The sequence below is a fragment of the Myxococcus guangdongensis genome (genome assembly GCF_024198255.1).
Taxonomy (GTDB): Bacteria; Myxococcota; Myxococcia; order Myxococcales; family Myxococcaceae; genus Myxococcus; species Myxococcus guangdongensis.
In genome coordinates this window covers 34,855-51,295 of the sequence record NZ_JAJVKW010000021.1, presented here as the reverse complement: position 1 = coordinate 51,295, position 16,441 = coordinate 34,855, and the positions used below count along the sequence as shown (strand labels likewise).

Annotated in this window: 15 protein-coding genes; 13 read left to right on the top strand and 2 right to left on the bottom strand. The window is 69.8% G+C overall.

All coding sequences use genetic code 11. The annotated features are described in order from the left end of the window. Window positions 1–134 precede the first annotated feature (134 nt). From LXT21_RS40495 to LXT21_RS40485, 3 genes are all read left to right on the top strand, one after another. Window positions 135–662 carry a TetR/AcrR family transcriptional regulator gene (locus LXT21_RS40495; protein ID WP_254043605.1) on the top strand — a complete coding sequence of 176 codons (528 nt, stop codon included), beginning with the start codon at window positions 135–137 and terminating at the stop codon, window positions 660–662. A gap of 204 nt (window positions 663–866) precedes the next feature. Further along, on the top strand, window positions 867–1,889 hold the full coding sequence (locus tag LXT21_RS40490; RefSeq protein ID WP_254043604.1) for a deoxyhypusine synthase family protein: 1,023 nt from the start codon (window positions 867–869) through the stop codon (window positions 1,887–1,889). A gap of 511 nt (window positions 1,890–2,400) precedes the next feature. Then, window positions 2,401–4,119, top strand: coding sequence for a B12-binding domain-containing radical SAM protein (locus LXT21_RS40485; RefSeq protein WP_254043603.1), 1,719 nt, complete (start codon window positions 2,401–2,403; stop codon window positions 4,117–4,119). A 3-nt stretch (window positions 4,120–4,122) separates the two neighbouring features. Here LXT21_RS40485 and nhaA read toward each other — a convergent pair whose 3' ends face one another. Both nhaA and LXT21_RS40475 read right to left on the bottom strand, forming a co-directional pair. Then, on the bottom strand, window positions 4,123–5,532 hold the full coding sequence (gene nhaA, locus LXT21_RS40480; protein WP_254043602.1) for a Na+/H+ antiporter NhaA: 1,410 nt from the start codon (window positions 5,530–5,532) through the stop codon (window positions 4,123–4,125). Between the two features lie 151 nt (window positions 5,533–5,683). Continuing rightward, complete coding sequence (locus tag LXT21_RS40475) at window positions 5,684–6,412, bottom strand: hypothetical protein (RefSeq protein ID WP_254043601.1); 729 nt, start codon at window positions 6,410–6,412, stop codon at window positions 5,684–5,686. 638 nt (window positions 6,413–7,050) lie between these two features. Here LXT21_RS40475 and LXT21_RS40470 point away from each other — a divergent pair. The 10 genes from LXT21_RS40470 to LXT21_RS40425 all read left to right on the top strand — a co-directional run bounded on the left by LXT21_RS40470 (window position 7,051) and on the right by LXT21_RS40425 (window position 16,323). Further along, the gene (locus tag LXT21_RS40470; RefSeq protein WP_254043600.1) at window positions 7,051–8,880 is read left to right on the top strand and encodes a S1C family serine protease; all 1,830 of its coding nucleotides are present in this window, start codon (window positions 7,051–7,053) and stop codon (window positions 8,878–8,880) included. Between the two features lie 531 nt (window positions 8,881–9,411). Then, complete coding sequence (locus tag LXT21_RS40465) at window positions 9,412–9,681, top strand: hypothetical protein (protein ID WP_254043599.1); 270 nt, start codon at window positions 9,412–9,414, stop codon at window positions 9,679–9,681. Window positions 9,682–9,839: 158 nt separating this feature from the next. Beyond that, window positions 9,840–10,160 carry a hypothetical protein gene (locus LXT21_RS40460; protein WP_254043598.1) on the top strand — a complete coding sequence of 107 codons (321 nt, stop codon included), beginning with the start codon at window positions 9,840–9,842 and terminating at the stop codon, window positions 10,158–10,160. A gap of 26 nt (window positions 10,161–10,186) precedes the next feature. Beyond that, a complete protein-coding gene (locus tag LXT21_RS40455) occupies window positions 10,187–10,468 on the top strand; it encodes an EsaB/YukD family protein (RefSeq protein ID WP_254043597.1) in 282 nt (93 codons plus the stop codon). 8 nt (window positions 10,469–10,476) lie between these two features. After that, window positions 10,477–11,637, top strand: coding sequence for a ThiF family adenylyltransferase (locus tag LXT21_RS40450; protein ID WP_254043596.1), 1,161 nt, complete (start codon window positions 10,477–10,479; stop codon window positions 11,635–11,637). After that, on the top strand, window positions 11,634–12,791 hold the full coding sequence (locus LXT21_RS45280) for a Mov34/MPN/PAD-1 family protein (RefSeq protein ID WP_267145445.1): 1,158 nt from the start codon (window positions 11,634–11,636) through the stop codon (window positions 12,789–12,791). Before LXT21_RS40450 ends, LXT21_RS45280 begins: the two co-directional genes overlap by 4 nt. Before the next feature lie 11 nt (window positions 12,792–12,802). Continuing rightward, window positions 12,803–14,149 (top strand): FHA domain-containing protein, encoded by a 1,347-nt coding sequence (locus tag LXT21_RS40440; RefSeq protein WP_254043595.1) that lies wholly within the window; start codon window positions 12,803–12,805, stop codon window positions 14,147–14,149. Window position 14,150: 1 nt separating this feature from the next. Continuing rightward, on the top strand, window positions 14,151–14,747 hold the full coding sequence (locus LXT21_RS40435; RefSeq protein WP_254043594.1) for an RING finger protein: 597 nt from the start codon (window positions 14,151–14,153) through the stop codon (window positions 14,745–14,747). After that, window positions 14,744–15,805, top strand: a complete 1,062-nt coding sequence (locus LXT21_RS40430; RefSeq protein ID WP_254043593.1) for a trypsin-like peptidase domain-containing protein — start codon at window positions 14,744–14,746, stop codon at window positions 15,803–15,805. Before LXT21_RS40435 ends, LXT21_RS40430 begins: the two co-directional genes overlap by 4 nt. Next, complete coding sequence (locus LXT21_RS40425) at window positions 15,802–16,323, top strand: ubiquitin-conjugating enzyme E2 (protein WP_254043592.1); 522 nt, start codon at window positions 15,802–15,804, stop codon at window positions 16,321–16,323. The genes LXT21_RS40430 and LXT21_RS40425 overlap by 4 nt, the downstream gene beginning before the upstream one ends. Window positions 16,324–16,441: the final 118 nt, after the last annotated feature.

The following is a 16,441-nucleotide window of genomic DNA, read 5'->3' as shown; positions in this document are numbered from 1 at the left end:
CAACGCGCGCGCATTGCGCAGGTGCGCACCGCGCTACGCACTTTCGGAACGCACGGTCTCGTAAGTGCCCTAACGAGACCTCCGGTCTCGTAATCCGGCTTCTTCCGAGACAGGAAGTCTCGTAAAGGGGTGTCATGCGTGCAGGCCGACCGAGGGACGAGGGCGTGCGCCGGGCCATCCTGGTGGCGGCGCAGGAGCTGGTGCTGGAGCGGGGCTATGCGGCCGTCACCATGGGGGACGTGGCGAAGCGGGCCGGTGCGGGCAAGCAGACCCTCTATCGCTGGTGGCCGGGCAAGGGGGCGCTGGTGCTGGACGCGTTCTCCGAATGGGTGAGCCAGGCGCCCAGGGGGCGGAGCCCGCGCAGGCCCTCGTTGTCCTCCACGCTGGTGGAGCTGTGCCGGGGGGCCTCGGAGGCGGCGCCGGTGCTGCGGGCGTTGATGGCGGAGGCGCAGTTCGACGAGGACCTCCACCAGCGGCTCGTCGCGCAGCTGGTGCGGCCGAGGGGGGATGAGCTCCGGGCCTGCCTCGTCGACCGGCGGCCGGCGGACCGGGAGCTGGTGGTCAACGTGCTCTCCGGGCTGGTGTGGCAGCGGCTGATGCTCAACGAGCCGCTCGACGCGCGCTTCGTGCGCTTCGCCCTGAGGGTGGTGGAGCGCATCTGAGGGGGCTGGCGGCCGGGCGGGCCCCGGCGGCGTGGCGGGGTCGAACGAAGTTGGCCGGCCTGCTCCCGCTGTGCTAGCTAGCGCCCAGCCACTCGACGCTCCGATGGCGGTGCGGCATCTCGTCGCGACCGTAGGGTGTCCTCGGGTGGCATTTCTTCGGCTGGCGCCTCCCGAGCATCGACCCCGTTGTTGCTGGAGGCCTACATGTCGACGTCCGAACTGCCCGTCCTCGAGTTCATCCTCGCGAACTACAAGAACTTCAACGCGCGGGCGACGCGCGATTCGCTCTTGTCCTACTGGGACCACGTCTCCACGGGTGGCCGGATGTTCTGGAGCGTCGCGGGCGCGATGTCGTCCGCGCAGCTGGGCATCACCCTGGCGCCGGCCATCCGCTCGGGCCTGATTCACGGCCTGTCCGTGACGGGCGCGAACCTGGAGGAGTCGCTCTTCCGGCTCGTCGCGCACGACGCGTACAAGGACTTCCCGGAGTACCGCTATTTCACCAAGCAGGACGACACCAAGATCCTCGAGCAGCGGATGCGCCGGGTGACGGACACGAGCATCCCCGAGGACGAGGCGTTCCGCGCGGTGGAGAAGTTCATCGTCCCGATGTGGAAGACGGCGACGCAGAAGGGCGAGCGCCGCTTCTGGCACGAGTACTTCTACGAGGTCATCCAGATGCTGGACCCCTCGGCGTACGAGGGGGACCCGGAGGCCTGCTGGCTGCTCGAGGCGGCGCGCCGCAAGCTGCCCATCGTCGTCCCGGGCTACGAGGACTCGACGTTCGGCAACATCTTCGCGTCCTACGTGAAGTCGGGCGAGTGCAGCGCGAGCATCGTCAAGTCCGGCATCGAGTACATGGCGGACTTCTACGACCGCTACGAGGAGCTGTCCGCGGGCCAGGGCGTGGGCTTCTTCCAGATTGGCGGCGGCATCGCCGGTGACTTCCCCATCTGCGTCGTCCCGTCCATCAAGTACGACCTGCAGAAGCCCGTGAAGCCGTGGGCGTACTTCTGCCAGATCAGCGACTCGACGACGTCCTACGGCTCGTACTCGGGCGCGACGCCCAACGAGAAGATTACGTGGGACAAGCTGACCGAGACGACGCCGATGTTCGTCATCGAGTCGGACGCCACCATCGTCGTCCCGCTGATGCTGCGCGCCCTGCTCGAGTGCCAGGGCAACCCGAAGGCGGCGGGCGCCCTCATCGCGAAGCACCGCGGCTGAGAGGCTCGTGGAGATGTGACGGCTTGCCGGGGCGGCCCGTATCACCGCCCCGCGCCCGGTGGGGGTCGTGACGTGGCCGCCTCGCGGAGTGCTCCCGCGAGGCCTGGCCGCTCCGGCGCTGGAGTGACGCTCCTCGAGAGGCTGGGTTGCATGTGCATTCTCCGCGCGGCGCTGGAGCGCGTCTGGAGACTCGCGTGTCCCGGTGCCCGCCGGTGGGCGATTCCTGGCGGGCGCGCGCCCGGGCTCGGGTGTGGGGCCGTGTGAACGACAGGTCGGGGCGCGTGATGCGGGGGGCGGCACCCGCATTGTCTGTGATTGTCGCCCTGGAGGGTGTCTGTGTTATCGAGGGGAGCCTCTTCCCGAAAGGGTGCTGACCTGGCGCAGGGCGGGGCCACCGCCCCAGGTGTCGAGTCGCTGAGGGCTCGCTCAGACGCTCGAACCTGAAGCGCGTCCATCGCCCCGGGATGGACTACGCTGCGCCGCCTTCGTCGGAAAGGTCGGTGCGTGTCCCATGGGTGGTGGTCGTGTGCTCTCGCCAGTGCTCCTCGTCGGTGCCGGGATGGGGGAGGCCACGTGTGGCATCCTCTACCTGGCGAGCTACCTTCGACGCGGCGGCATCGAGGCCTTCGTGCGGCTGTACGATGGCGACGAGACGGAGGCCGAGGTCATCCGCTCGTTCGAGGCCCTGGTGCGCCGGGTGCGCCCCAAGCTGGTGGGCATCAGCCTCAAGTGGTTCCACCACGTGGACCGCGCGCTGCTCATCGCGCGGACGCTGCGAAGAATCGACCCGTCCATCCGCGTCGTCGTGGGCGGCAACTCCGCGTCCTTCTGGTGGCGGGAGCTGCACGCGTTCGACTGCATCGACCACGTGGTGCTGGGGGACGGTGAGCGGCCGCTGTTGGCCCTGTGCCAGGGGGAGGACTCGCCACCCAACTGCGTGAGGCGGGACCCGGACGGCCGTGCGCGCCGGCTGCCGCTCGAATACGTGCAGGGCGCCACCAACACCGAGGACGTCTTCTACTCGCACTTCGGCGAGATGTTCCTGAGCCAGCTCGACCTGAGCTCCTTCTCCGGCTGGGTGGCGCCGGGCAAGGGGTGCGGCGAGAACTGCCTGTACTGCGGCGGTGCGCGCGGCAACCAGAAGGCCGCCTTCGGTCGGGCGAAGCCCTTCCTTCGCTCCGAGGAGAGCGTCCGAAAGGACCACCAGGAGATCGCCAGCAAGACGTGGCAGATGCGCTACGACTTCGCGGGGAGCTCGGCGGAGTTCCTGGGCAGCACCTGGGCGGGCGTGGACCTTTCGGGACACTGCTGCACGTACTTCCTGTGGGGCGTGCCGCGCCTGGAACTCGTCGAGGCGCTGTCGAACACCTTCGAGCGCGTCTACATGGTGGTGGACATCGGCTGCTTCTCCGAGAAGCAGCGCCTGGAGCAGATGGGCCGCGGGCTGCTCAAGCCGTGCGCGAAGGACCGGGAGCTGCTCGAGCTCATCGAGGGCTGCCGTCGCTACAAGAACCTGGGCATCGAAATCTCCGGCATCGGCGGGCTGCCGTTCGCCAGCGAGGCCACGCTCGTCGAGGAGCTCGCGCTGGTCCGGCGCATCATCGACCAGGACTGCGTGGTGGGCTACCAGCGGCTGGAGTCACAGCCCGGCGCGCTCGTCACCGAGCACCCCACGCGTTTCGACATGGTGAGCGAGGCGCGCACGTTCAATGAGTTCCTCGACTTCTTCGAGCGCCGCGCGCCCGGCGACGTGTCCGTCCCGATGATTCGCTTCCGCGACGCGAAGCTGGAGGCGGCGGTGCAGCGCACCTCCGAGCAGGTGGATGCGCTGGCGTGGAAGCACCGGGATGGACGCCGCAACCTCGACGTCAACGGGCGCACGCGCCTGGTGAACACCGCGTCCTCGCCCCGGCGCTTCTCGCTGGGGGACTGGCTGGGCAGCCACCGGGCTCCCGTGAAGGTCGCGCGTGAGGAGGTGACCGTCCTGCGCTCCGTCGACGGCATCACCTTGAGCTGCGCGCCCACCGTCAACCCGCGCAAGTTCTCCGACCCCACGCTGGTCCAGGGGGAGGACGGCGCCATCCTGCTGGCGGCCCTCGCCGCGTTCGAGCGCCCCACCACGGTGTCCAGCGCGGTGTCCCACCTGGGCAGCAAGGCGCGGTTGGACCCCCACTCCGCGCGGGAGGTCATCGACCATCTGGTGGAGGGGCGCTTCCTCCAGCCGGGCTGAGCCTCACAGCTCGGTGGAGCTCTCCGCCTCGTCCGCGCTCTTCGCCGCGGTGCCCGGAGTGACCGTCGGGAGCAGGAGCCGGCCGAGCACCAGGGTGAGAATCGCCGCGCAGGCGCTCGCGGCCAGGACTCCCAGCTTCGCGCCGGCGAGCAGGCTCGCGTCGGTGAAGGCGAGCTGCGCGATGAACAGCGCCATGGTGAAGCCCACGCCGGCGACCAGACCGAGCACCACGAGGTGGCGCGCGGTGAGCCCCGCTGGCAGCGTGCCGATGCGCAGCCGCAGCGTCGCGCCGATGGCGAGCAGCACGCCCACGGGCTTGCCGACGACGAGCCCCACGGCCACCGCCGTCGCCACGCTCCAGGCGGAGGCGCCGAGCGTCCCGCCCGAGAGCTGGACGCCCGCGTTGGCGAGCGCGAACACCGGCATGATGCCGAAGGCCACCCACGGGTGGAGGGACTCGATGAGGCTCTCCGCGGGGGACAGGGCCTCGCGCCGCGCGAGGTCCACGTGGCGGAGGACTCGCGAGAGGTCCTCGTGGGAGTGCGCGCCCGTGGGCTGCTGTCCGAGCGTCTCGAGCTCCTGTCGCACGTCGACGAGCAGCCCCTGGGGCCCGAGCCACGCGCGCACGGGGGTCATCAGGCCCACGATGACGCCGGCGATGGTCGGGTGGATGCCCGCGGCGTAGATGCCCGCCCACGCGACGAGCGCGGGGATGACGTAGGCCCACTTCGCGCGCACGCCCAGCCGCTGCATCGCGAGCACGCCGACGAAGCCGAGCGCGGCCGTCAGCAGCCCGACGAGCGAGACACCCGAGGAGTAGAAGAGCGCGATGACGACGATGGCGCCCAGGTCATCGATGACGGCCAGGGCCAGCAGCAGCACTCGCAAGGCGGGAGGCACGCGCTTGCCGAGCAGCGTCAGGATGCCGAGCGCGAAGGCGATGTCGGTCGCCATCGGGACGCCCCAGCCGCTCCTCGTCTCGGGGGCACCCGCGAAGGCGAGGTAGAGCAGGGCCGGGGCGACCATCCCGCCGAGCGCGGCCGCGACGGGCAGCGCGGCCCGTCGCCACTCGGACAGCTCGCCGTGGTGGACCTCGCGGCGGATCTCCATGCCGACGACGAAGAAGAAGATGACCATCAACCCGTCGTTGACGACCCACTCCAGCGAGCGCTCGAAGCTGAACGCGCCGAGCCGGAAGCCGACGGGCGTGTGCCAGAGGCGGGTGTAGCTCTCCGCCCATGGGGAGTTGGCCCAGGCGAGCGCGACGGCGGCCGCGACCAGCAGGAGGATTCCGCTCGCGGCCTGGATGCGCAGGAAGCGCTCCAGGGGACGGCTCGCGAGACGCACGAGGCGCAGCAGGGGCTCCCAGGCCTCCGGCGGAGACGAGGGAGGGGGAGGGACAGGGGTCGACATGACGCATCCTCGCCGGCGGTTCAACCGGCTCGGATGGCGGCCCGACCATCCACTGTCCTGCAGCGGTGTGCTGCACCCTTGGGTTGTGTGAGGCCCGGGCACCTTCTCACAGGCGGCCTCGAGGGTCGACGAATACCGGCGCGTGGGGGGCTCACGCGTTGTCCCTGAAAGGGATGCCGGAGGCTCGGAAGAAGACCGCCGTCAGGGCCGCTGGGAGCGCGGCGAGCACCGGGGAAAACAGGCCGTCGGGCCCTCCCTCCATCCTGGCGGGTATCTCCAGGGTGACGAGGAGCGCGCCCGCGGCGGCGAGCAGCAGCAGCGCCCGGAGGTCCGCAGGGCGAGCTTCTGGGGCGATGACCAGCTTGAGGGCTCGCCAGGCTGTCAGGCCCCCGACGAGTGCCGCCAGGAACTGGGGAAAGGGGGGGATGAGGGGGCCGTGGAAGGCGAGGCTCACCATGGTGTGGCCGACCAGGCTCACCACCACGGTGCCCAGGCCCCCCAGCGTCGTGAGCGCGGCCGAGACGACGAGGACCCATCGCGGCGGTGCCAGGGCGGGAGTGCGCCCGAAGGTGAGGTCCTCGGGTGTCAGGCGCCGTGCCTCGGGGCCATCGAGCTTGAGCAGCGCCTTCACCGCGAGCGCCCGGCAGGAGCGTCCCTTCCGGTCCCGCACCGTCGTCAGGGTGCCGGAGCTCAGGAGTTCCCACAGCACCGTGCCCAGCTCGGGCGGCCCACCTCGGTGGGCCACCTCGCGCAGTCGCGCGCTCAAGGTCTCCACGTCGAGCGTGGTCTCTCCCTGATGGGCGAGCACCGCCTGCTCCGCGAGGCCGCGCAGCGTCGCCACTTCCATCGCGGTGAGGTCGGACTGCGAGGGTTCGAGCACGGCGCGCAGTCTATGCCAGACGTGTGTGTTTGAGGTACGGGCCCGCGTGTGAGTCTTCAGCGAAGAGTCTCGTGAGGAACCGTGGCCCCCAGGCTCACGGCATGCGCACTTCCACCCTCCCGAGCGCCGTGAGTTCTTCGTGCTGGTGGAGGAGGGCGCCGACAGCCCGCTGTTCGGCCCTGCCGAGGCCTGTGCCCCTGCAGGCCCCCATGGCGTGACATGCCCTCGGAGACGCCCCGACGCCGCAGCCCTGGGTGACGCTCGGCTCCCACGGCTTCGCATGCTGAAGCGAAGGCGAGCTCAGCGCTCCCGATGGAGGGCCTCCATGTTGTCGCCATCGGGGTCCAGCACGCGCCGACGCTCGATGTCCGCGACGCCGATTCCCGTGGGGTCCATCACGCCATGTCCCGCCATGCCTCAGGCGGGCGAGAGCGTAGCCACGCACGGATGGTTCCTGAAGCCCAATCCCACCGCGGGTTCGACCCCTGGCTTCGCGAAGACGCGAGGCCTTCCGGAGTGGGGGGCGCACGAGGGCGGGACGTCGCGCGCGTTCGGAGGCATGATGGGCAGGCGCCGTCGACCTCGCGGAGGACGCACGCGCGCCAGGAGCCACGGGCTGTTGCTGGGGGAGCGCGGGAATGTCGGAGTCTGTCGAGCTGAGGTGCCTCCGGTGTGGTGCGCCGGATGCGGGGAACGTGGCGCGGTGTGTGTGCGGCGCCAGCCTCCGGGTCGATGTGGTGCTGCGGGACGCGGTGGCGGATGAGCGGGCACGCTTCGCGCTGGCCCGTGCCATCGCTCAACTGGGCCCGCCCGCTCCCTCGTTCACCGAAGCCCGAAGCCTGCTCGCCAGGGCCGGCGCGCCCCTGGCCCACGGTGTCTTTCGCGCCTTCGCGGAGAAGCTCCTGACGGTGCTCCGCGCCCAGGGCGCCCGCGCGGACCTTCGCCCCTTCGTGGAGGTGGCGGTCATCGCCGAGGCGCCCTCGAATGGGGGCCGTCGCGCGCTCCTCGGGCTGCTGCTCCTGGCCGCCGTGGGGTTGGGCGTCTGGGCGGCCCGGTCTCCGCGCTTCGCGCAGACGCGCTCGGAGGTCCTCGCCCTCGCCTCGGGTGAGGCGCCTCAGGGTGAGAAGGCCGCGGGGCCCGTGGCCCTCTCCACCGCGGAGATCTCCCGCCGCGCGGGGCCGAGCACGTTGACGCTGCGGTGCGGGAACAAGACGGGCTCCGGCTTCTTCGTGGACCCGGAGCTGGTGCTGACCAACGAGCACGTGGTGTGCCCTCCGGGCAAGATGATGACGGCGGTGCTCGCGGATGGACGCGAGCTGCTCGGCGAGACGGTGGCCACCGACGTGGACCTGGACCTCGCCACCGTTCGCGTCGTGGGCGCGAAGGCCGCGCCGCTGCCGTTGGGCGACGTCACGCGCCTGGAGCCTGGAGACCCGCTCGTCTTCATCGGCAGCCCCAAGGGGCTGGACTTCACCGTGCACGAGGGGAAGGTGGGCTACGTGGGCCGCCAGTACCTGGGGACGGGCTACGTGCAGTTCAACGCCTCGGTGAACCCCGGCAACAGTGGCGGGCCGCTGTTGAATGGCCAGGGTGAAGTGGTGGGCGTCGTCTCGATGAAGATCGAGAACTCGGATGGCCTGGGGTTGGCGCTGCCCATCGCCTACGCGAGCAAGCTCTTCCCCGTGCCCACCACGCCCGAGTCCACGGAGCGCTGGAAGCAGCTGCTCGAGCGTGTGGCTCGCGACGAGTCGCGCGAGGTGCAGCGCTTCCAGGTGGACACCGAGCAGCAGGTGCTCCTCTCGGTGCAGCGGGTCGACGGACTGGGGCTCGTGGTGCTGGTCCTCGAGCGGTTCGATTCGCCACCCACGGCGCTCAAGCGCCGCATGGAGCTGGAGGCGGAGGGGAAGACGTGCACGCTGGACCTGGAGTTCGAGGACTGGCGGCCGCTGAGCCAGTCCCTGGCGGCGCAGGAGGACTCGCGGCGGCTGCGCTGGTTCCTCTCGAAGGGGCTCACCCGGGGCATCCACATCGGAGGCGCGCGACTGCCCGTGGAGACCTGCGTGCTGCCGGCGACGGGCACGGCGTCGCTGAAGGCGGGGCAGGGGAGTGGTGAGGACCTGGAGCGCCTCGAGGTGTCACTCAAGGACGTGCGCGACGCCCGGGAGACGTGGAACCGGAACCCCGCGGGCATCCAGCGCTGGGAGCGCGAGCGCTTCAAGCAGCGCCTCGTGGGGACGCAGTCGCGCGACGAGGAGGAGCGGTGGCGCACGTCCTTCGGCAAGGCCCGGGCGCGTGTCGCCCGCTTCGAGGAGGAGCGCACGCGCCTGCGTCAGGACGAGGCTTCGGGCAAGCCCGTGGCGCGGCGCCAGCAAGAGGTGGAGGCGGAGCTGAAGCTGGCGAGCCAGCAGCTCTCCGAGCTCGAGCGCTACGCCACCGAGAAGAACGTGCCCGCGGAGTGGCGGAGGTAACCCCCTGTCAGGACAACATCGGCGATAGCCCTCAGGGGCCTACATTGGCTCCCTGTCCGCGAAGTCCGGAACGTCGGTTCGAGGGGCGCTCGGGAAGACAGTTCTGTCAGGTACCGAGGACGTTGGCGTCGGGAGGCCATCCCTTGCCGTCGCTGCGTCCGAGTATGTGCGTTCTCGTTGGGGGGAATCATCTCGGGGGCAAACGCAAGAACAGTCGGCCCTGTGGGTGAAATGGGAAAGCCATTCAAGTCGCGGCAGTCTTTTCAGCCCATTCTTTCTTCGCGGGGGCGAGGCTCCATCGCTTGCTTGTGTTTGGGCGTTGCTCGCAGTGTAGGAATGTCTGGAATGTACGTGCCTTGACAAGAAATGAACGGATACCGGATAACCGGACTCCGTCGAGGAGGGGGCTTGCACTGTCAGAATCATCCGTCCGTCACCGCTGCCGCGTCATGCGCAGGCTGCGCGGAGGCGTTTTGTGAGAATTGCCTCGTGCCCATGCAGGCCAACCGTTACTGCGGTGGATGCAAGATCATGGCTGTTCCCGCATCCGCGCTGACGATAACGCGCGAGTCTGAGGATGCCACTCGGGCGCTGAGGCTGGCTTTCCTGGGCATCTTCTGCTTTGGCTTCATCGTCGCCCCCATGGCCATCAGTGCCGCACTGACGGCGCGCAAGGAGATTGGGAGGGACGCCACGGTGGGCGGGCTGGGCAAGGCGAACGCCGCGCTGCTCATCGCTCCGGCGGTGTTGATCATGTCGCTGGTGGGCATGGTTGCCCGCATCAAGGGGGCGCTCCCGTGAGCCTGGAACAGCCGCAACAGGTCGGCTTCGGAACGCTGCCGGAGACCTGCCGCAACCATCCTACGGTGACGAGCCCGCAGGTGTGCACGCGCTGCGGCGATGCCTACTGCCCGGTTTGTCTCTTCTCCACCGAGGCAGGGCCTGTTTGTCCTCCCTGCATGCTGCGCCCGGCTGCCGGAGGCCCCAAGGGGGCCACGCTCTACGCCGTCGGTGGACTGGGGCTCGCGTTCGTGGCGGCGATGGTGAATGGCTGCTTCTTCTTCTACCCGGTGCTGTACGGAGAAGAGCTGAAGGAGCCTTTCGCCACCGGCCTGGGCATGCTGGCGATGCTCTGCGCCTTCGGCGGCGTGTCGCTGTCCTTCATCAGCAGGGACCTGGGGCGGGGCACGGGGGCGATGCTGCCCATGGTGGGAATCGTGGCCAACGCCCTGCTGACCGGACTCCTCGTCCTGCTCTCCGTCGTCGGCGTCTTCATGTAGCGCGTGTCCTCCACGGAGCCGATGCGATGGGAATGATGACGGTCGAGGTCTGGGACGCGACGGGCGCCAAGCGACAGCAGGTCGAACTGCCCGACGACGCGCCAGTGAATCGCGTGCTGGTGGTGCTGGTCGAGAAGATGCACCTTCCGCGGCACAGCCCGGACGGCCAGCCCATGAGCTACAAGTTCCACCACAAGGCCAGTGGCACGCAGCTGCTGGACACGCAGTCGCTCGCGGACGCGAAGGTCCAGCCTGGGGACGTGCTGCGGCTCCAGCCGGAGATCACCGCCGGGGCGCGTGTCTCGTGAAGGTGTCTGTGAATGAGGGGCGCTTCAGTCGCTTCGAGCTGATTGACTGGTGGGACCAGCCGCGGCTCTCCCGCGCGCGGGTGCTGGTGGCAGGCGCCGGGGCGCTGGGCAACGAGGTGCTCAAGAACCTGTCGCTCCTGGGCGTGGGGCAGGTGGTGGTGGTGGACATGGACGTCGTGGAGACCTCCAACCTCTCCCGCTCGCCGCTGTTCCGTCCCTCCGACGCGGGGAGGGCGAAGGTGGACGCGGTGGCGGACGGAGCGCGCGCCATTCATCCGGACCTCCGGGTCCGCCCCCTTCGCGCCAACGTGGTGCACGACCTGGGGCTCGGGCTCTTCCGCTGGGCGGACGTGGTGGTCGGCGCATTGGACAACCGTGAAGCGCGCCTGACCCTCAACCGCGCCTGCTACCGGGTGGGCCGGGCCTGGATTGATGGTGCCATCGAGGTGCTCTCCGGTGTCGCCCGCGTGTTCACCCCACCGGAAGGGCCCTGCTACGAGTGCACGATGAGCGAGCAGGACTGGCGGCTGCTCGAGCGACGTCGCTCGTGCAGCTTGCTCAATCGGCAGCTCGAGGAGCAGGGCAAGGTGCCAACCACGCCGACCACGGCCTCGGTCATCGCCGCCATCCAGTGCCAGGAGGCGGTAAAGCTGCTTCACGGCCAGCCCACGCTCGCGGGCTCGGGGTTCGTCTTCGACGGCCTGACACACCAGTCGTACGTCACCCGCTACCAGCGCAATCCCGAGTGTCTGAGCCACGACCCGCTCCAGGCGATCGAGCCGGTGGCGCGCTCGACCCTGGACGTGCGCGCCCGAGAGGCGCTCGGGTGGGCTCGGGCGGCGCTCGGCTCCGCAGCGGTGCTCGAGTTTGGCCGCGAGCTGCTCCACGGGCTCGAGTGCCCGGGCTGCGGCCGTGAGGAGCGCGTGTTCCGGTCGCTCTCACAGGTGACGGAGGCGGAGGGCGTGTGCCCGGCCTGTGGGGCGCGCCGCTCACCCCGGCTCTTCCACGGGCTGCGTGGCGACGAGGACTTCCTGGACCTCACCTTGGCGCAACTGGGTGTACCGGCGTGGGACGTGGTGGTGGGCCGCGTGGGGGAGCGCGTGGTGGGGTTCGAGCTGTGTGGTGACCGGGCGCGCGTGCTCGGCGAGCTGGACGAGGAGGGCGTATGAGCCAAGGCGCGCAGGCGGAGAAGCAGCAGCCGACGTCGGGGGGCTTTCCCGGAGGGGAGGTCACACCCGGACCGGGCGAGCTGCGCATCGCGATGGAGAAGCAACCGTATGCGCAGATCATCGGCCACGCCGTGCTGGAGCCGGATGTGGAGGTCTGCGGCGTGCTGGTGGGCCGCGTGCTCGAGGATGCGCGGGGCCCCTACCTGAGCATCACCCACATCATTCGAGGGGAGGCCGCCAGACAGCAGGGCGCCCAGGTCACCTTCACCCACGACACGTGGAATCACATCCACCGCGAGATGGATGCGAAGCACCCCGACGCGCAGATTGTCGGCTGGTACCACACGCACGGGGGGTTCGGCATCTTCCTCTCGGAGATGGACACGTTCATCCATCGCAACTTCTTCTCGCAGCCGCATCAGGTCGCCTACGTGTACGACCCGCTTGCGGGTACCGAGGGTTTCTTCCATGGCCTGTCTGGAGAGCTGCGGCAGGCACGGCGCTATTGGCTGGGCGGGCGAGAGCGCAAGCCGCTGGGCGCCGCCGTGGAGTCGTCCACCGGCGGTGGGGAGGGCGGGGACCTGGCGGCCGCCGTGAGCGCGTTGGGGCGGGCCGCGACGGCGCTCCAAGCCTCCACGCACAGGCGTCCCCCGGAGGGGTTTCCCCTCTGGATGCTCGCGGTCGTCGCCGCGGGCGCCCTCGCGTTGGGCTACGGCTACCTGGGAAATGTCATCGCGCCAGGACTCTCCGCCGAGGGACGCCGACGCTCGCAGCACATGCTCCTGCTCGAGCAGGACCCGGCGACAGGGGTCGCGCTGGGGCTGGAGGTCGTCCAGCTCGCGCCTGAGCGCGACACGGTCCTGAGGGATCGCAACGGGGAGCTCTACGTGGGGGTCCCGCTCCGGGACGTCCAGGGCCGGGCGGTTCCGCTGCTCGAACTGCTGGCGGGCGGGCGGAGCGCAGGCAGCACGGTGGCCGCGCCCAGCCCCCCGCCGGAGATACCTCCCGATGCGAAGGCGGCCGCGCGAGGCTCGCCGTCCCGGACGCACGTGCTCGTGTTGGTGGGAGGCGTGGTGCTGGCGCTCGTGGCCGTCGCGGCGACAGTGCTCTTCGCGCGGCGGCGCCGCCGCGCCACGAAGACGGCCAAAGGCTGAGGAGGTCGCCCATGGCGGGTATGGCGGACAAGATTGTCATCGCGCCCGAAGAGCTGGCCTCGTCCGAGGTGGACGAGGCGCTCGCACGGCAACTGTCGTTTGGCATGGCGCCGGCTCCCGAGCGCGTGGAGGAGCGGCCCACGGGCTTCTTCTATCGCGCCTATGTCGCGCTCTCGCTGGCGGGCCTGTTGGGAGGGCTTTCCGGCTGGGCCGTGCTCGAGCCCTTCGTCACGGAGGGGGTGGAGTTCGCAAGCGTGGTGGAGCTGGTGAGCCCGGGCTACCACACGCCGTCCGGCCAGCAGCTCACCCTGGTGCGCATCGGGATGGTTCAGGTGTGGGTGAGCCCCTGGTCGACCCGAGTCGAGCGGGACGGCGAGGTGGTGGCGGTGGAGACGCTGGCCACCGGGCAGGTGGTTCGCGTGAAGGGGCGTGTGATTGGCGAGGGCGCGGAGCGCTCAGTCTCCGCCTATGAGGTCATCCAACTGCCCGAGGGGAGTCGGGACGCCCGGTTGGGCGTGAACCTGCCCGAGGCGGAGCGACGTGCCACGATGACGAGGCTCCTCGTGTTCGCCGTCATCGCCGCGTTCATCGGGTTGTTCATCGGTGCCGCGGATGGCCTCTTGTCACGGGCCTTTCATCGGGCCGCCGTGTGTGGCGCGGTGGGGATGGGGATGGGGTTGGTCGTGGGGCTGATGGTCACGCTCCCCGCGGAGGTGGCCTATGGACTGGGGGCCCGGCTGGTGGAGGGGATGGGTGAGCCGAACGAGCAGGGGATGACCACGGCGCAGCTCCTGGTGCAGATGTCCGTGAGAGGCCTGGCCTGGGCCTTGGCGGGAGCCGCGATGGGGCTCGGCCAAGGAGTGGCCCTGCGCTCCTCCAAGCTGCTCGTCAACGGCCTTGTGGGAGGGATGGTCGGGGCGCTGATAGGCGGCCTGCTATTCGACCCCATCAACGTGCTGTTCGACACGGGAGGGGAGGCTTGGCTGAGCCGGGGCGTGGGCTTCGGCGTCATCGGGTTTGTGACGGGGTTGATGACGGGTCTGGTGGAGCTGGCGGCGCGCGAGGCGTGGATCAAGATGCTCACCGGGCCGCTCGCGGGGAAGGAGTTCGTGCTCTTCAAGAGCCCCACCACCGTGGGCAGCTCGCCCAAGAGCGACGTGTACCTCTTCAAGGACCCGGAAGTGGAGCCCTCCCATGCCCTCATCCATGCGTTGGGCGAGGGCTATGAACTGGAGGACCGCGACAGCCCCACGGGGACGTATGTGAATGGCAGGCGGGTGTCGCGCGAGCGACTGGTGTCGGGCGACCAGGTGCGCATCGGCAAGACGGTCTTCGTGTTGCGACTGAAGGAAGACTGAGATGTCCGCGCTCGAGCCCCGACCCACGGCCGCCTACGTGGGCCACACCTGCGGCATCTGCCAGACGGACATCGCGACCGACGAGCAGGTGGGCACCTGCCCCGCCTGCGAGGCGCCGTTCCATGCCGAGTGCTGGGCGGAGAATGGCGGCTGCGCGCAGTATGGCTGCCTCCACATGCCCTCCTCCGGCCCCAGAGAGCCGCCGGCGCTCGGTCATGCCTACTGGGGGCAGGAGGAGAAGGCGTGCACGGAGTGCGGGCAGCAGATCAAGGTCGCGGCCCTGCGCTGCCGCCACTGTGGCGCCGTGTTCGCCTCGGACCAGCCGATGACGGCCGCCGAGGTGGAGACCCAGGAGCAGGTGGAGGCGCGCCGCGCGGCGGTGGGGACCACGGCCCTCTGGCTGTTCATCGCGGGGCTGGTACCCTGCACCGCGCCGCTGGCGCTGGTGGTAGGCGGGGTCTGGTTCCTGCGCAACCGCGCGGCGATTCGCCGGCTGCCATCCCAGCGCCGGGTCATGGCCTGGCTCGGACTTGGCGTGGCGGCGGCGGCCACGCTCCTGTTCGTGGTTGTCGGGCTCTTCTTCGGTGCGGAGACATGAGTGCCCCCGAGTCCGAGCGTATCCGCATCGAACTTCAGGAGGTGGAGCGCGCCGTCCTGCCGCTCCCCGTGCGTGCGTCCCTCCCGCTCGCGGCTCCGTCCCGTGGTGACCCCCGGCGAGTGGACCCGCTGGCGTCCGGAGCGCTGGCGTTGTCGCTCCTCGGGGTGCCGCTCGCGGGCTGTCTGCTGGGACCCGTAGCCATCTTCTGCGGGGCGGTGGCGCTGTCTCGGCTGCGCGGTCGTGAAGGGACGCGTGGCTTCGGACTCGCGTTGGCGGGGCTCCTGGTGGGGGTCGTCGAACTCATCGCGTGGACGGGAGGACTGGGGTGGGCGCTCTTCATGCCGTCGAAGGTCCCCCGGCTCGCGGCTCCGCCCGTCATGCTCACGTCTGGCGCGTTGGAGGTCATGTCGGCCCCCTCGCACATCCGACAGGCCCTGCTCGCCAACGTGCGCCTGACGTGCGAGGGCCCGGAGGGTCTGCTCGGCTCGGGGGTGAATGTGGCGAGTCGGGATGGGCGGACGCTGCTGTTGACCAATCGCCACGTCGCCGAGTGCCCCCAGGGGGCGATGCCTCGGGTACTCTTCCACGATGGAGAGCAGGTTGCGGGGCGCGTGCTCTGGAGTGGCCCGGTGGGGCTGGACCTGGTCGTGGTGGAGGCGCACTCGGGACAGTCCCGCGTGGGCGAAGTCATGCCGCTGAGTGCGCGGGCGGACGCGCGGGTGGGGGACGACGTGTTCGCGGTGGGCAACCCGCTGGGCTTCGACGGCACGTACACCACGGGCGTGCTCTCCGCGGTGCGACGCCTTCCCATGGGCGCTATCGAGGGACGCGTCTTCCAGGTCCAGGTGGCCGTCAATCCTGGCAACAGTGGCGGGGGGCTGTACTCCATGGACGGAGTGTTCCTGGGCATCAACACCTGGGCCATGGATCGCAACCACTCGGAGGGGTTGGGGTTCGCCATCAGCGCGGACACCATTGCCCAGGCGCTGCGCGACGCGGATGCTCCCATTCGGGAGCTCGTGCGAGCATCCTCCGAAGAGGAGAGGAGTCTCCCATGAACGTGAGACATCGGCGACTGGTCGCGGACCAGCGCATGGTTCAGGGCTGCTTCGGTCACCATCCCTACATCCGGATACGAGAGGCCTCGGGAGATCCTCCCGAACGATACCGACTGGAGTACAGGGTGCGTGGCCTGGTCATGCAGAACGAGCAGGTGGTGCCCAAGGATGAGCATCTCGTGGAGGTGTTCCTCACGCTGGGCTATCCGCGCCAGGCGCCCCAGTGCCGCATGCTGACGCCCGTCTTCCACCCGAACATCGCCCCGCACGCCATCTGCATTGGAGACCACTGGAGCGCGGGTGAGTCGCTTGCGGCGCTCATCGTGCGCATCGGTGAACTCATCACCTTCCAGAGCTACAACATCAAGAGTCCGCTCAACGGGGCGGCGGCACGGTGGGCCGAGGAGCACATGGGAGAGTTGCCCATCCAGCGGGTCGACCTCTTCGCTGCACTGGATGACCCGCGAGTTCCCGTGCCGATGGCGGACGAGCTTGTCCCGTTCAAGGCACCGGGGTGAGCAGCAGGGCCTGAAATCCCCTCATCGTCGCTGGAGGGGCGCCAGCCTGTCCCTCTCACTCCGACAGTTATCGGGCCCCGGCGCGGTGGAGGGGAGACGCCGTTGCCGTCGATGTCCT

Coding starts and splice junctions, on each gene's coding strand:
- LXT21_RS40490 (WP_254043604.1), top strand. CDS start 867: ATGTCGACGTCCGAACTGCCCGTCCTCGAGTTCATCCTCGCGAACTAC.
- LXT21_RS40470 (WP_254043600.1), top strand. CDS start 7,051: ATGTCGGAGTCTGTCGAGCTGAGGTGCCTCCGGTGTGGTGCGCCGGAT.
- LXT21_RS40435 (WP_254043594.1), top strand. CDS start 14,151: ATGTCCGCGCTCGAGCCCCGACCCACGGCCGCCTACGTGGGCCACACC.
- LXT21_RS40425 (WP_254043592.1), top strand. CDS start 15,802: ATGAACGTGAGACATCGGCGACTGGTCGCGGACCAGCGCATGGTTCAG.
- LXT21_RS40440 (WP_254043595.1), top strand. CDS start 12,803: ATGGCGGGTATGGCGGACAAGATTGTCATCGCGCCCGAAGAGCTGGCC.
- LXT21_RS40465 (WP_254043599.1), top strand. CDS start 9,412: ATGGCTGTTCCCGCATCCGCGCTGACGATAACGCGCGAGTCTGAGGAT.
- LXT21_RS45280 (WP_267145445.1), top strand. CDS start 11,634: ATGAGCCAAGGCGCGCAGGCGGAGAAGCAGCAGCCGACGTCGGGGGGC.
- nhaA (WP_254043602.1), bottom strand. CDS start 5,532: ATGTCGACCCCTGTCCCTCCCCCTCCCTCGTCTCCGCCGGAGGCCTGG.
- LXT21_RS40455 (WP_254043597.1), top strand. CDS start 10,187: ATGGGAATGATGACGGTCGAGGTCTGGGACGCGACGGGCGCCAAGCGA.
- LXT21_RS40460 (WP_254043598.1), top strand. CDS start 9,840: ATGCTGCGCCCGGCTGCCGGAGGCCCCAAGGGGGCCACGCTCTACGCC.
- LXT21_RS40495 (WP_254043605.1), top strand. CDS start 135: ATGCGTGCAGGCCGACCGAGGGACGAGGGCGTGCGCCGGGCCATCCTG.
- LXT21_RS40430 (WP_254043593.1), top strand. CDS start 14,744: ATGAGTGCCCCCGAGTCCGAGCGTATCCGCATCGAACTTCAGGAGGTG.
- LXT21_RS40485 (WP_254043603.1), top strand. CDS start 2,401: ATGGGTGGTGGTCGTGTGCTCTCGCCAGTGCTCCTCGTCGGTGCCGGG.